Annotated in this window: 18 protein-coding genes; 7 read left to right on the forward strand and 11 right to left on the reverse strand. The window is 71.2% G+C overall.

Annotation, left to right across the window (positions count from 1 at the left end; all coding sequences use genetic code 11):
* Positions 1 to 97: 97 nt before the first annotated feature.
* From F0L68_RS36905 to F0L68_RS36930, 6 genes are all read right to left on the reverse strand, one after another.
* Positions 98 to 1534, reverse strand: coding sequence for a hypothetical protein (locus tag F0L68_RS36905; RefSeq protein ID WP_149854548.1), 1437 nt, complete (start codon positions 1532 to 1534; stop codon positions 98 to 100).
* Positions 1535 to 1620: 86 nt separating this feature from the next.
* The gene (locus tag F0L68_RS36910; RefSeq protein ID WP_149854583.1) at positions 1621 to 3021 is read right to left on the reverse strand and encodes a sensor histidine kinase; all 1401 of its coding nucleotides are present in this window, start codon (positions 3019 to 3021) and stop codon (positions 1621 to 1623) included.
* A 2-nt stretch (positions 3022 to 3023) separates the two neighbouring features.
* Entirely contained in the window at positions 3024 to 3719 is a 696-nt protein-coding gene (locus F0L68_RS36915; RefSeq protein WP_149854549.1) for a response regulator transcription factor, read from the reverse strand.
* A gap of 122 nt (positions 3720 to 3841) precedes the next feature.
* Entirely contained in the window at positions 3842 to 4453 is a 612-nt protein-coding gene (locus F0L68_RS36920) for a trimeric intracellular cation channel family protein (RefSeq protein ID WP_149854550.1), read from the reverse strand.
* A gap of 167 nt (positions 4454 to 4620) precedes the next feature.
* Positions 4621 to 5475 (reverse strand): 3-hydroxyacyl-CoA dehydrogenase family protein, encoded by an 855-nt coding sequence (locus F0L68_RS36925; RefSeq protein ID WP_223199473.1) that lies wholly within the window; start codon positions 5473 to 5475, stop codon positions 4621 to 4623.
* Entirely contained in the window at positions 5472 to 5795 is a 324-nt protein-coding gene (locus F0L68_RS36930) for an EthD family reductase (protein WP_149854551.1), read from the reverse strand. Before F0L68_RS36930 ends, F0L68_RS36925 begins: the two co-directional genes overlap by 4 nt.
* A 122-nt stretch (positions 5796 to 5917) precedes the next feature.
* Between F0L68_RS36930 and F0L68_RS36935 the strand changes: the two genes are divergently transcribed.
* Positions 5918 to 6580: a histidine phosphatase family protein gene (locus tag F0L68_RS36935; protein ID WP_149854552.1), complete on the forward strand. Its 663-nt coding sequence runs from the start codon at positions 5918 to 5920 to the stop codon at positions 6578 to 6580.
* A gap of 16 nt (positions 6581 to 6596) precedes the next feature.
* Here F0L68_RS36935 and F0L68_RS36940 read toward each other — a convergent pair whose 3' ends face one another.
* Positions 6597 to 6857: a type B 50S ribosomal protein L31 gene (locus tag F0L68_RS36940; protein ID WP_149854553.1), complete on the reverse strand. Its 261-nt coding sequence runs from the start codon at positions 6855 to 6857 to the stop codon at positions 6597 to 6599.
* On the reverse strand, positions 6854 to 8095 hold the full coding sequence (mrf, locus tag F0L68_RS36945) for a ribosome hibernation factor-recruiting GTPase MRF (RefSeq protein ID WP_149854554.1): 1242 nt from the start codon (positions 8093 to 8095) through the stop codon (positions 6854 to 6856). The genes F0L68_RS36940 and mrf overlap by 4 nt, the downstream gene beginning before the upstream one ends.
* Positions 8096 to 8190: 95 nt before the next feature.
* On the opposite strand from mrf, the gene rpmB reads away from it, so the two are divergent.
* The 4 genes from rpmB to rpsR are packed head-to-tail and all read left to right on the forward strand — an operon-like array spanning position 8191 to position 9157.
* Entirely contained in the window at positions 8191 to 8430 is a 240-nt protein-coding gene (rpmB, locus tag F0L68_RS36950) for a 50S ribosomal protein L28 (protein ID WP_149854555.1), read from the forward strand.
* Positions 8430 to 8594, forward strand: a complete 165-nt coding sequence (gene rpmG / locus F0L68_RS36955) for a 50S ribosomal protein L33 (RefSeq protein WP_149854556.1) — start codon at positions 8430 to 8432, stop codon at positions 8592 to 8594. The genes rpmB and rpmG overlap by 1 nt, the downstream gene beginning before the upstream one ends.
* A gap of 3 nt (positions 8595 to 8597) precedes the next feature.
* The gene (rpsN, locus tag F0L68_RS36960; protein ID WP_149854557.1) at positions 8598 to 8903 is read left to right on the forward strand and encodes a 30S ribosomal protein S14; all 306 of its coding nucleotides are present in this window, start codon (positions 8598 to 8600) and stop codon (positions 8901 to 8903) included.
* Positions 8904 to 8914: 11 nt separating this feature from the next.
* Positions 8915 to 9157 (forward strand): 30S ribosomal protein S18, encoded by a 243-nt coding sequence (rpsR, locus tag F0L68_RS36965; RefSeq protein ID WP_149854558.1) that lies wholly within the window; start codon positions 8915 to 8917, stop codon positions 9155 to 9157.
* Here the strand turns inward: rpsR and F0L68_RS36970 are convergent.
* Positions 9099 to 9506: a hypothetical protein gene (locus tag F0L68_RS36970; protein WP_149854559.1), complete on the reverse strand. Its 408-nt coding sequence runs from the start codon at positions 9504 to 9506 to the stop codon at positions 9099 to 9101. The genes rpsR and F0L68_RS36970 overlap by 59 nt on opposite strands.
* Before the next feature lie 215 nt (positions 9507 to 9721).
* On the opposite strand from F0L68_RS36970, the gene bluB reads away from it, so the two are divergent.
* Both bluB and F0L68_RS36980 read left to right on the forward strand, forming a co-directional pair.
* Entirely contained in the window at positions 9722 to 10390 is a 669-nt protein-coding gene (bluB, locus tag F0L68_RS36975; RefSeq protein WP_149854560.1) for a 5,6-dimethylbenzimidazole synthase, read from the forward strand.
* A 74-nt stretch (positions 10391 to 10464) separates the two neighbouring features.
* Positions 10465 to 11964, forward strand: coding sequence for a GGDEF domain-containing protein (locus F0L68_RS36980; RefSeq protein ID WP_149854585.1), 1500 nt, complete (start codon positions 10465 to 10467; stop codon positions 11962 to 11964).
* 24 nt (positions 11965 to 11988) lie between these two features.
* Here F0L68_RS36980 and F0L68_RS36985 read toward each other — a convergent pair whose 3' ends face one another.
* The gene (locus F0L68_RS36985; protein WP_149854561.1) at positions 11989 to 12636 is read right to left on the reverse strand and encodes a response regulator; all 648 of its coding nucleotides are present in this window, start codon (positions 12634 to 12636) and stop codon (positions 11989 to 11991) included.
* 186 nt (positions 12637 to 12822) lie between these two features.
* Complete coding sequence (locus F0L68_RS36990; RefSeq protein ID WP_149854562.1) at positions 12823 to 13485, reverse strand: peptidoglycan recognition protein family protein; 663 nt, start codon at positions 13483 to 13485, stop codon at positions 12823 to 12825.
* Positions 13486 to 13649: the final 164 nt, after the last annotated feature.

Raw genomic sequence — 13649 nt, forward strand, 5'->3', positions numbered from 1 at the left:
TTCTCCCACTCGGCCTGGCGGGCCTTCCTCACGGCACGCTGAACACGAGTGGGGCCTGCGATGCCTTCCGGCGCCCCAGGCCCCACCCTCAGATCCTCTACTTGTGCAGCACCACCTCGGTCAGGCTGTACGGCGCCAGAACCAACGGCGCGTCGGCCTGCTGCCTCCGGTGCTGCACCGACTTGTCGCCCTGTCCGTAGCTCTCAACCTCGCACCCCATGCGGAATCCCGGCACCGACAGGTTCACCTGGTGCGCGTTCGACGCGTCCTTGTTGATCAGCAGCACGGTGATCGAACCGTCCGCCCGCTGGCTGGCGTGCGCGGTCACGTTCCGTTGGTCCGACGACGTGGTGGCGAGCAGGTTCGCGCCGGGGCGCAGCACCTTCGCGGCGAGCTGCATGCCGTAGTACGTCGGGAACGGGGTGTTCGCCTTCGGCTCGCAGAAGCCTTCCTTGCACTCGCCCGTGGACAGCATTCCGTAGTCGCCGTAGCCGATCGCCTTTCCGGACGCGTCTCGGACCAGCGTCGGGGAGTTGTGCGTGGCGAACCAGTTCACGCTGCTGGCGCCCTGCTCGATCCAGGTCGGCATCGCGTCCGCCAGGTACATGGCGTCCACCACGCCGACGCTCTGCTGGCCGGGCACCACCCCGTTGTTGTTCATCTCGCCGACGACCACCTCGGCCTTCTCGCCACCGTTCGCGGCCAGCTTGGCGCGCAGGCTCGCCATCAGGCCAGGCAGGTGGTCGGCGGAGTGCAGCAGGTAGTCGTCCGTGCTGACCGCGAACTCCGGGTACGCGTGCATGTCGATGAAGTCGATGTCCTTGCCCACCACGGACAACACGTCGCTGTCCCAGTCCTGCCCCGGCTTTCCGAAGCCGAGCACGCCGACGCCGATCTTGATGCTCGGGTCGACCGCCTTCATCGCCTTGACGTACTCGAGCACGGCCTTCCCGTACGCCTGCGGGGACTTGTCCGCGTGGTGGTCGGGCTCCCAGGCGCCCTGCGGCGCGATCGGGTAGAAGCCGTTGCCGTAGACCTCCTCGCCGATCTCCCAGTACTTCACGTTGTCGTGCTTCTCGACGTTCGCGTGCCGCACCCAGTCGGCCGCCTCCTGCGGCCCGTCGTCGACGCGGCTGCCGTAGTTCACGTGCACCATCGCCTCGGCGCCGGTCTTCCTGGCGCGCGCCATGAACGAGTCGAAGTCGTTGCCGGCGGCCGGCTTCACGCCAACGTTCTCGATGATCGGATCGGGGTCCGCGGTGTTGGTCCGCCAACGGTAGACGTCCGACAGCGGGCCGCCGTTGAACGACCGCATCCGCACGCCTGCCTTGCGCAGCAGGCCCGGCACCTGCGGGTCCGTCTGGTGCTCGTCCCACAGCGGGTCGTTGATGCCGACAGCCTGCCTCGGCACGGTGCCGAGTTGATGATCAACCTGGACCGACACCTGGTCCGTCTTCGCCTCGGCCATGGCCGGTCCGGCAAGCGCGACCGTGGCCACGGTCGCGATGGTTGCCCCCAAGATCATGCGCTTCATGTCGATCAGACTATGAGTCGGACGCTTCGGGCAAAGGTGCTTTGTGTCAATGATCCGCCCTGACGGATGTCACACCTCCGCCCGGGTCAGGGGCGGCCGGGCAGCGCGAGGCTGAACAGCGCGCCGCCCTCGGGCGCGCGGCCGACGTGCGCGGAGCCGCCGTGCCGCTCGACGACCTGTTTGACGATCGCCAGCCCCAGCCCGGAACCGGGCAGCGTGCGCGCCTCCGAGGATCGGTAGAACCGCTCGAACACATACGGCAGGTCCTCGTTGGCGATGCCGGGACCGGAGTCCGCCACCTCGACCACCGCCGTGGACTCCGCGATCCGGTGCAGTTCGAGCCGCACGACGCCGCCGGGCGGGCTGAACTTCACCGCGTTGTCCAACAGGTTCAGCACCGCGCGTTCCAGCGCGCTTGAGTCGCCGAGCAGCGACCACGGCTGCGTTCGCACGTCGAAGCGGACGTCCGTGGCGCGCCGCCGAGCCCGGTCAAGGGCCCGCTCGACCACCTCGACGAGGTCGATCGGCTCCTGCACCATCTGCGGCGCGTCCTCGCGGGCCAGCTCGACCAGGTCGCCGATCAGCGTGGTCAGCTCGTCGAGCTGCGCCCGCACGTCGGCGTGGATGTCTGTCTTGTCCTCTTCGGACAGTGTTGGCGCGTCGGGCTTCTCGGACGCGAGCAGCAGTTCCAGGTTGGTGCGCATGGAGGTCAGCGGCGTCCGCAGCTCGTGCCCGGCGTCGGCGACGAGCCGACGCTGCCGTTCCTGGGAGTCCGCCACCGCGGCGAGCATCGCGTTGAAGCTCGCGCTCAGCCGGGCCAACTCGTCGTCCCCGGACACCGGAATCGGCCGCAGGTCACCGGTTCTGGCCACCCGCTCGGTCGCGGCCGTCAGCCGCTGCACCGGCCGGAGGCCCGTCGCGGCCACGGCCGTACCGGCGAGCGCCGCCACCAGCACCCCGACGCCGCCGATCACGAACAGCACCAGGCTGAGCTGGTTGAGGGTGGACTGCGTCGGCTGCAACGACTGCGAGATCACCAGCGCAACACCGGGCCGGTAGGGCACGGCGAGCACCCTCGTGCCGGTGTGGTCGTCGTTGCGGATCGAGGTGGTCTGCTTGCCTGACGCCACATCGATTTCCACGCTGCTGACCGCAGGCCTGCTCACGTCGCCCTGGAGCGCCGACTGGCCGTTGCTCTTGATGAAGTCGAACTTCACGCCGGTCAGCTCTTGGAAGTACGGCGGGATCGTCGCCGCTCCGCCCTGCTCGGCCTGGATGTTGTTCATCAGCTTCTGCGCGCCGTTGTTCAGGCTCGCGTCGAGCTGGCTGTAGAGGTCGGTGCGCACGGTCGCGTAGGCGCCGAGCGAGACGAGCGCGACGGCTCCGGCCACACAGAACGCGGCCAGCAGGGAGATCCGGTTGCGCAGCGAGACCTGTTGGAACCGCCCGTTGGCCGGGTGCGCCCCGGCCGGGGCGGTGGAGGTCATGGTCACGGAGGCGTCTCCCGCAGCACGTAGCCGACGCCGCGCACGGTGTGGATGAGCCGGTGCTCGCCCTCCGCCTCGGTCTTGCGGCGCAGGTAGCCGACGTAGACCTCCAGCGCGTTGCCCGAGGTCGGGAAGTCGTAGCCCCACACGTCTTCGAGGATGCGGCCCCTGGTCAGGACCTGCTTGGGGTGCGAGAGGAACAGTTCGAGCAGGGCGAACTCGGTGCGGGTCAGGCTGATCGGCCGGGTGCCGCGCCGCACGTCCCTGGTGCCGGGGTCCAGCTCGAGGTCGGCGAACCGCAACGCCTCCGGGGCGTTGCCGGCCGCGTCGGCCTCGACCGTGGCCCGCCGCAGCAACGCGCGCAGCCGGGCGAGCAGTTCCTCCAACGCGAAGGGCTTGGGCAGGTAGTCGTCGGCGCCGGCGTCGAGCCCGGACACCCGGTCGGACACCGCGTCCCGCGCGGTGAGCACGAGGATTGGCAGATCGTCTCCGGTGCCGCGCAGCCGCCGGCACACCTCCAGCCCGTCCAGCCTCGGCATCATCACGTCGAGCACCATGGCGTCGGGACGGTGCGTGGTGACCGACTCCAGCGCCTGCTGTCCATCGCCGGCCAGGTCGACCTGGTAGCCGTTGAACTGGAGCGAGCGGCGGAGCGACTCACGCACGGCCCGGTCGTCGTCGACAACGAGGATGCGCATGAAGTCAGTGTTACCTTTCGTCCTGAGAAGCGCCTGAGAAGCAGCAAAGCTCACGCCGTGGGATTACGAAGTTCTGCCAACGGGCCCGGTGCATGTGTGACGGTGCGCACTTCCGCTTGCGGTCAGGACTCCACGCCGCGCGCGACCGGCGCGTTCCAGTGCCGCCACATCGCCAGCCCGCGCAGCGCGACCACCAGCGCGGAGCCGATCAACGCGACCGGGCCCGCCGGCAGCCGCAGCCACTGCCCGAGCGCGACGACGATCGCGCCGGCCAGCGCGGCCACCGCGTAGATCTCCCTGCGCAGCACCAGCGGGATCTCCCGCAGCAGCACGTCGCGCAGCGCGCCGCCGCCGATGCCGGTGGTCACGCCGATCAGGCAGGCGGTGTAGGCGGGCACGTGGTGCGTGAGGGCCGTTGTCGTGCCGGAGGTGACGAACAGGCCGAGCCCGACCGCGTCGGCGAGCAGCACCGCGCGCCGCAGCCTGGCCACCTGGGGGTGGAACCAGAACACCAGCAGCCCGGTGGCGGCCGGCACCAGCAGGTAGGGCCAACTGCGCAGGGCGGAGGGCGGGTGGATGCCGAGCAGCAGGTCGCGGATGATCCCGCCACCGAGCGCGGTGGTGACGCCGAGCACGACGACGCCGAAGACGTCCAGCCTCGCGCGGACGGCCGCCAGCGCGCCCGAGGCCGCGAAGACCGCGATGCCGAGCAGGTCCAACGCGATGAGCAGCACGGGCGGAGAGTAGTAAAGCCGCGCGCGACGCGCCCAATCCCGTCACCTTCGCGCGCGTGCCGCCTGCGCCACACCCGCAGCGCAGGCCATGACGGGTCCCGTCAAGACCACAGGCCATGACAGGTCCCTTCAAGACACTGGATGTCTTGAAGGGACCTGTCATCGGCTCAGGGCCAGGTGAAGAAGCCTTGGCCGGTCTTGCGGCCGAGGTCGCCTGCCGCCACCTTCGCGCGCAGCAGCTCGGGCGGCTCGAAGCGCGGCCCCAGTTCGGCGGCGAGGTGCTCGGCGATGGCCAGCCGGACGTCGAGGCCGACCAGGTCGGTCAGCCGCAGCGGTCCCATCGGCCAGCCGTAGCCCAACCGCATCCCGGTGTCGATGTCCTCGGCCGAGGCCACCTCGTCCTGGAGCATCCGGATCGCCTCGAGACCGACGGCGACGCCGAGCCGCGACGTGGCGAACCCCGGCGAGTCGCGCACCTCGATCACGGTCTTGCCCAGCGCCTCAGACCAGGCACGCACCCTGGCGACCACCTCGGCGGACACGGCCGCGTGGTGCACCAGCTCGACCAGCGCCTGCACCGGCACGGGATTGAAGAAGTGCATGCCGAGCACCCGCTCGACGGGCAGCCCCTCGGCGATGGCGGCGATGGACAGCGAGGACGTGTTGGACGCCAGCACCGCCTGCGGGCAGGCCGCCGCGGCCTCGGCGAGGATCCGCCGCTTCAGCTCGACGTCCTCCGGCACGGCCTCGATCACCAGTTCGGCGGCAGGCGGCGCGTCGGCCGCCGACGTGGCGACGGTCAGGCCGGCGAACAGCGTCTCGGCATCCGCGCCGTCGGGCAGCTTGCCCCGGTCGGCGGCCTTGCGCAGCGAGGCCAGCACCGACTCGCGGGCCGAGGCGCCGCGTTCCGGCGACGCCTCGACCAGGGTCACCGGCGTGCCGGCGGCGAGCAGCACGTGCACGATGCCGACACCCATGGTGCCGCCGCCGATGACGACGGCGGCCTTCGGTGCCGCGCTCACTGGGAGTCGATCACTTCCGAGGAGAACATCGCGACGAGTTCCATGCCGCCGATCTCGGTCAGGTTCGCGCCAGCGGCCTGCCACTCCGGCGAGCCGAACGCCGTCTTCATGGCGTCCTTGGACTCGAAGTACATGTCGGCGACCAGGTAGGGCTCGTGGTCGCCGAGGAATCCTGGCACGAACACGCGCTGCACCTTGGCCACCTCGGCCCGCAGCAGGCCGGGCGTCTTGGCGACCAGCGGCAGGTGGCTTGAGAAGTACTTCTCGTCGAACTCCTCGGAGTTTGCCGGCTTCTTGTACAGGGCGGTGTACTTGATCATGTGACACTCCCGTCTCGGCTCGCTGCCGGACTGTAACAGCGGCGGGCGGGGTCCGGCAGGCCCGAGCGCGCGTCACCCTGCGTGTCGGCTGCTCCGGTTGGGTAACCAGGGAAAATGGAACTGTGCGGATCATCCTCTTGCGACACGGGCAGAGCCTCGGCAACGTCGACGAGCTCGCCTACTGCCGAATCCCCGACCACGCGCTGCCGCTGACCCCCACCGGCGAACGCCAGGCCCGCGAGGCGGGGCCGGGCATCCGCGCGCTGCTCGGCGACGGCCCGGTCGCCGCGTACGTGAGCCCCTACCTGCGGACCCGGCGCACGCTCGAACTGCTCGACGTCGCGGACCTGGTCGATCGGACGGTGTCCGAGCCGAGGCTGCGCGAGCAGGACTGGGGCAACCTCCAGGACCCCGTCGAGCAGGAGGTGCACAAGCGCCGCAGGCACGCGTTCGGCCACTTCTTCTACCGGCTGCCGCTCGGCGAGTCCGGCGCGGACGTGGACGACCGGCTGGCCAGCTTCCTCGGCGAGCTGCACCCGAAGCTGCTCGGCGACCCGAAGCACCCGAGGACCGTGCTGATGGTGTCGCACGGGCTGACCATCCGGCTGCTCTGCCGGCGCCTGCTGTCCTGGAGCATCGAACTGTTCGAGTCACTGTCCAATCTGGACAGTTGCGGGCACAGGGTTCTCGAGTACACCGAGGAGGGCTGGCGGCTGGACCGGCCGTTCGACCAGTGGCGGGAGTCGCCGGACGGCACCACCCAGCTGGTGCCGTCCGTTCCCTGACCGCACGGCACGGCCATCAGCGGCCTCTCCTCGCGCGGTCGCCGTAGCGGCGACGGAACTGCTCCACCCGGCCCGCGGTGTCGACCAGCCGCTGCGTGCCGGTCCAGAACGGGTGCGAGTCGGCCGTCACGTCGACGGCGATCAGCGGATAGGTGTTGCCGTCGGACCACTCGATCGTGCGCGTCGAGGTTGCCGTCGACCTGGTCAGGAAGGTCCTGCCCGTCGAGGAGTCCTGGATGACCACCGGGTGGTAGTCGGGGTGGATGCCGGGTTTCACGCTTCGTCCCTTCGAATGGCGGATGGGGTCGGCAGGTCGATCGGCCGGTCCTCGCACGGGTCGACGTGCCAGGAGCCGAACGGGTCGGGATAGGCGAGCCAGGCGGCCTCGCCCCGCGCCAGCTCCTCGTCCGTGAGCAACGCGTTCCGCAGCGCGGCGGTCAGCTCGGCCGGGTCGGCGAGGTGCGCGACGACCACCACGTCCTGCGCGCGGTCGCCGTAGTACGGGTCCCAGGTCAGCGCGGCCATCGCCCTGCGCTCCTCGCCGATCTCCGCCCAGTCGTCCTGGTCGAGCGTGGCCAGCCACGGCCCCGCGTGCCCGATGCGCAGCCCGCCGCCCGCCGACTCGACCCACAGCGCCACGTCGGGCTGGCTGGCCACCCACACCCGCCCCTTGGCCCGGACGACGCCGTCGAGCAGCACGTCAAGGGCCTCGTGCAGCCGCTGCGGGTGGAACGGCCTGCGGTCGCCGAACACGGTGACGGACACGCCGCAGTCGGTGTCCAGGGGCGGTTGGCCGCGCAGCAGCGGGCCGTGCGCGTCGTCCAGTTCGCCGCGCCGCGCGTTGCCAGGCAGGTCGGCCAGCAGCGCGCGAGTGTCCAGCGCGGCAAGCGACTGCCGGACGGACAGCGGAGCCAGCCGGTCGAGCACGGCCTCGGTGCGGGCGGCCGTCCAGCGGTCGGCCGGGGTGCCGGCGAGGACGATCGCGTCGGCGAACTCGACCTGGCCGATCGCGACCTGCGCGACCGTGCGCTCGTCGGCGGCCGCCGCGCCGAGCCCCCGCTCGGCCAGCGCCTCGTCCCCGGTGACGTCCGCGAGCAGCGTCGCGAGGTCGACCGAGGTGACCACCGCCTCGACCCTGGTCAGCTCGTCCAGCGTGCGGTCCTCGACCAGGACGTGGTGCAGCGCCCAGCAGACGGCCTCCGGTTCGAGCGAAGGGTCGAGCTGCACGACGACGCGGCGCACGTCCGGCCGCTCGGCAAGCCGGTGCAGCAGCGGCAGCAGGTCCTCGCGGAGCGTGCAGGAGATGCAGCCGTGCACCAGCGTTAGCGTGACGAGCTCGTCGTGTCGGCCGTGCCTGACGCGGCGGCGCAGCACGCCGTCGGCGATTCCGCGCAGGTTGTGGTGCACCAGTGCGGTGCCCGGCTCGTCGCGCCAGAGCTGTTCGGCGACCGCCTCGGCCGCCCGGCCGGCCAGCCCGGCCACCAGCACGAGCGGGGTGCGCAGGTCCTTCGGCACGAGACCTCCTATCGGGAATGATTTCCATCTAGCCGTCGGTCACGCTACCCTTCCGATCGTCTTAATGGAAATGGATGTCATTTCAAGGAGGCCGCATGTCCGCGCGCCACTGCCAGGTCACCGGCCGCAAGCCCGGGTTCGGCAACCGCGTCTCGCGCTCCAACCACCGCACCGCGCGCCGCTGGCTGCCCAACACCCAGCGGCGGCGCTACTGGCTGCCCGCCGAGGGCCGCTGGGTCACCCTGACCCTGTCCGTCAAGGGCATCAGGACCGTCGACCGACGCGGCATCGAGGCCGTCGTCGCCCAGTTGCGCGCGAAGGGGGTGCCGAGCTGATGGCCAGCAACGAGATCCGGCCGATCGTCAAGCTCAGGTCCACCGCTGGCACCGGCTACACCTACGTGACCCGCAAGAACCGGCGCAACGACCCGGACAGGATGGTGCTGCGGAAGTTCGACCCCGTGGCACGCAAGCACGTCGACTTCCGCGAGGAGCGCTGAGACATGGCCAAGAAGTCCAAGATCGCCAAGGACCGGCAGCGCCGGATCGTGGTGGCACGGCACGCCGAGCGCCGCGCCGAACTCAAGGACACCATCCGGTCCCCCGCGTCCACCAAGCAACAACGCGCCGAGGCCCAACTCGCGCTCCAGCGGCTGCCCCGCGACGCCAGCCCCATCCGGCTGCGCAACCGGGACGCCGTCGACGGGCGGCCCCGCGCCTTCCACCGCGCGTTCGGGCTGTCCCGGATCCGGCTGCGCGAACTCGCCCACCGCGGCGAACTGCCCGGCGTCAGCAAGTCGAGCTGGTAGGAGCGCACACCATGGCACGAACCGACCGCCGCCCGCCGAAGCGCCGGCAGAATCTCCTTGCCGCACAGGGCATCGACACCGTGGACTGGAAGGACGACGCGCTGCTGCGCAAGTTCGTGTCCGACCGGGGCAAGATCCGGTCGAGGCGGGTCACCGGGCTCACGCCGAAACAGCAGCGCCAGGTGGCCGTCGCGATCAAGAACGCACGGGAGATGGCCCTGCTGCCCTACCCCGGGCGGACGGCGTCGCGCTGACCCGCCGCCTGGCCCACACCGCCGTGCCGGCCGCCGCGACCGCGGAGGCCAGCACGGCGACCACCAGCAGCAGCGCGCCCGCCCGCTCCGTGCGCGCGTCGAACACCAGCTGCCCCGCCCTGCCGACCAGGAAGCTCGCGTAGAACGCCCAGCACTGGAGCGCGGTGAGCGCCGCGCCGACAATCGTCGTCACGACCGAGACGCCGGCGACCGCCACGGCGAGGATCACGAGCCCCAGCTCCGGCCGGCCCGCGGCGCCGACGGCCACCGAGACGATCGTCGCGACGACCCCGGCGGCGAAGCCGAGCGCCGCGCCGAACCCCGCGCGCACCCTGGGAAGCGGTTCCATGCCACCAGTGCACCGCCGGTCTCGGCGGCGCGGCCCCGTCCGACCGTGACCTTGACGCGCCGAAGCCCAAGTTTGACGCGACATTGACGCGACGCCCGGCCGCGACCCTCGCCGCCCGCCGCGACCACGGCGTGGCGCGGCCCGCCGCGACAACGCCGTGGCGACCCGCTGCCCCCGTGCACCACGGCCGACGGCCGGTGGGGCACGATCGACCAATGAGGACGGCAGAACAGCAGCTCCCCGGCGCGGTCGCCGGGCTGTACGACGTGTTGCACCGGCGCAGGGACACCAGGGGCGAGTTCACCGGCGAACCACTCCCCCAGGACGTGCTGCACCGGGTGCTCGGCGCGGCGCACGCCGCCCCCAGCGTCGGGCTGTCCCAGCCGTGGGACTTCATCCTGGTCCGCGACATCGAGACACGCCGGGCCTTCCGCGACCACGTGCACGCCGAGCGCAGCGTGTTCGCGGCGCAGCTCGACGGGGACCGCGCCGAGATGTTCTCGCGCATCAAGGTCGAAGGCGTCCTCGAGTCCACCTTGGGCGTCGTCGTCACCTATGACCCGGATCGCGGCTCGCCCGCGGTGCTCGGCCGGCACGCGATCGCCGACGCGGGCTTGTACTCGGTGTGCCTTGCCATCCAGAATCTCTGGCTGGCGGCCACCGCCGAAGGCCTCGGCGTCGGATGGGTGAGCTTCTACAAGGAGGACGTGCTGCGTCGCCTGCTGGACATCCCAGCACGGGTGCGGCCGGTCGCCTGGCTGTGCCTCGGACCGGTTCGCGGGCTACCCGACACCCCGGACCTGGAACGACACGGATGGCGGAATCGGCTCCCTCTCGATGACGTGCTGCACCAGGAAAGGTACAGGGAGCGACCCTCCCGGTAACCTGTGGAGGCCGAACCGCGCTGGCGCGGTTCCGCGCTCGCACGGCCAGTGTGGTTGGGAGTGTCGAGGGCATCGTGGAGCACGGCGACCCGCTTGTGGCGGGCCAGATACCGCGGCCGGACCGCGAGGTCCGGGTGCTGCTCAATGCCGGCCGTCTGCCCGAGGCCAACACGCTGTTCGACGAGGTCGTCGCCAGGGTGCCGCCGGGAGTGGACCGCTGGGACAGGTCGGCCGTGCTGGTCAACCGCGCGGTGCTGGCGTGGCGGCTCGGCCGCATCCCGCTCGCCCTCGAGCTGGCCGCCGAGGGCTGGACGGACCTCGGCTCGGAGCGCCCGCAGAGCCCGGCCGCCGCGCAGACCATGGGCGCCCTCGGCTACCTGTTGGAAGGCATTGGTAACCGACGGGCCGCCCTCGACATGCTGCGGCTGTCCGTGCAGGTCGCGCGGGGCGCCGGCCACCCGGACACGCTCGCGCACTGTCTCCAGCGGCTCGGCGGCACGCTGAACTTCCGCGCGGCCGACGGCCCGGCCGACGCCGCGCCGCCCATCTTCGACGAGGCGAGGGGCTACCTCCAGGAGGGCCTCGGGTGCGTCAACGACGAGGGCATGCGGCGGGCCCTGATGGGCGCGTACAGCCGTTCGCTTGCCGGCATCGGCGAGCTCGAACTGGCCGAGCGGACCGCCGCGCGGACCATGGAGCTGTCCGAGGAGACCAACGACCGCTGGGGCATCTCGGTGGCCAACTGGGTGCTGGCCGTGGTGTGCCGGGAGCGCGGCGACCTGGTCACCGCCCGCACGCTGGCCAGCAGGGCCGTCACCGAGGCCGAGCGGATCAACGACACGTCGCTGCTGCTGCGGTTCTCCCTCGACCTCGCCGACGTCTGCGCGCGGGTCGGCGACCCGGTCGGCGAGGCGGCGGCGCTGCGGCGCAGCGTGGCGGCAGGCCGGACCGCCGTCGACACGTTGCAGGAGGGCCTCGGCCAGGCGCTTGAGCAGCGCCGCCTCGCGGTGCAGGCGCGCAGGGCGGCCGTCGCCGCGCAGGAGGCCGCGTCCCGCGACCCGCTCACCGGCCTGGCCAACCGGCTCGGGCTGGAACGGGCCGCGCCGGACCTGCTGGAGAGCACCGCGTCCAAGGGCAGGCTGCCGTGGCTGGTGCTGGTCGACGTCGACTGGTTCAAGGGCGTCAACGACGCGGCCGGGCACGCGGCGGGCGACGCGGCGCTGCGGGAGATCGCGCAGCTGCTCCGCCGCGAGTGCCGGGCGGACGACCTGGTCGCCAGGTGGGCGGGCGACGAGTTCGTGGTGCTGCTCGGCGACGCCGGCAACGACCGCGACATCGGCCCCGCCGTCGCCGAACGGATCAGGGCGGCCGTGGACGGCCACGACTGGTCGATGGTGCTCGGCGCGACCAGGCGGCCCACCGTGAGCATCGGGGTCGCCGCCGGCCCCGCCAAGCTGGACCAGCTGTTCGCGGCGGCCGACATGGCGCTCTACCGGGCCAAACGGCAGGGCCGCAACCGCGTCGAGGTGGAGCCGTCGATCAACGAGCTCGGCGACCTGGTCGGCGGCGGCTGAGCCCCGGTCGACCAGAAGGCCACGCTAGGCGATCAAGCCGCCGCGGTAGGCGACCAGGGCGGCCTGCACGCGGTTGACCGCGCCGATCTTGCCGAGCACGGACGAGACGTAGCCCTTCACGGTCGCCTCAGACAGGTGCAGCGAGCCGCCGATCTCGGCGTTGGACATGCCCTGGCCGATCAGCGTCAGCACCTCGCGCTCGCGGTCGGACAGGGAGGCGAGCAGCCGCCGCGCCGGCTCGGCCGCGCGTTCACCGTCGGCGACCGCCGCGAGCACCCTGGCCGCCACGCCGGGGTCGAGCACCGCACCGCCGCGCGCGAGGTCGCGCACGGCCCTGACCAGCTGTTCCGGCTCGGTGTCCTTGAGCATGAAGCCGCTGGCGCCCAGCCGCAGCGCCTCGCTGACGTACTCGTCCACGTCGAAGGTGGTCAGCATGGCCACCCTCGGCGGATCCGGCAGGGTGCGCAGTCGCCGGAGGGCGACCAGGCCGTCCGCCGAGCGCATCCGGATGTCCAGCAACACGACGTGCGGGCGGTGCTGGCGGGCCAGGTCGGCCACCAGATGCCCGTCGTCGCACTCCGCGACGACCTCGATGTCGTCGGCACTACTCAGGATCATGCGCAGCCCCGACCGGACCAGGTCCTCGTCGTCGGCCAGCATCACCTTGATCACGACGCCTCCCCGAATTGGCGTTTCGTGCTCGTTCGTCCCAATCATCGCGCATCGTTGCGCAAGCTGGCGTTAAGTCGCCGTTATCTCATCATGTGGTAACCGTTTTGCCCAGAGTTGGGACCCGCCAAACGGTCCAGGCGTACGGATTAACCGTTGCCGGAGCACACGACCTGCGAAAACGCCGGGTCAGCCGAGGACGGCGGCGACCTCACTGCGCAGCCGGGGCAGCTGGGCGTAGAGCTTGTCGCCGGGGCACTGGGTGGTGCTCAGGTAGTCGCGGTGACCGTAGATCTCGGTCGCCGGGACGCCGTACTGCTGACACACCACGACACACAGCGAGACCAGCGACTGCCACAGGTCGACGGACGGTTCCACGTCCATGTAGTTGCCCTGGTTCTCGATGCCGATGGCGACGCTGTTCTGGCCGGGACAGTGCGCCCCCTGGATCATGTGGTCGCCGGCGCGCAGCGCGTCGAGGCTGCCGTGCCGGCCCTCCATGAGGAAACCCGCCTTGCTGTTGGTGAAGTGTTGACCTGTGTCTAGCCAACCGTTGGTGTCCATGTGCAGGTTCTGGATGTCGCGCGCCAGCGTGTAGGCCTGCTCGCGGGTGGTGTCCGGGGTGTCGTCCATGACGGTGTGATGGACGAGGATCCGCGCGGCGGGGCTGTTCACCACCACGGGCGTGCCGGCGGGCGGGCGGGCGCCCCAGTCGTCGCAGCTGGAGATCGGCAGCAGCGCGGTGGCGGAGGCCTGCTGCGCCGCGGCGACGCCGACACTCAGGCCGACGCCGAGCAGCACGCCCGTCCCGGCGATGCCCCTCAGCAGCGTGCGTCGGTCGACTGGCGTCATGGTGGCTCCCGGGGCGCGAGCAGATCTGCCGTTGCTCTTTTTCCCACTGTCACTGCACTGGGTCAAGCCTCAACACCAGGTCCGTCGGCACGCATCATCCGTTCGGGCTACGGCGGAACACACGCGGAACACGAAGGTCTTTCACAATTGGTTACCTGACAGTA

It is taken from the genome of Solihabitans fulvus, from assembly GCF_008386585.1.
Classification (GTDB): Bacteria; Actinomycetota; Actinomycetes; order Mycobacteriales; family Pseudonocardiaceae; genus Solihabitans; species Solihabitans fulvus.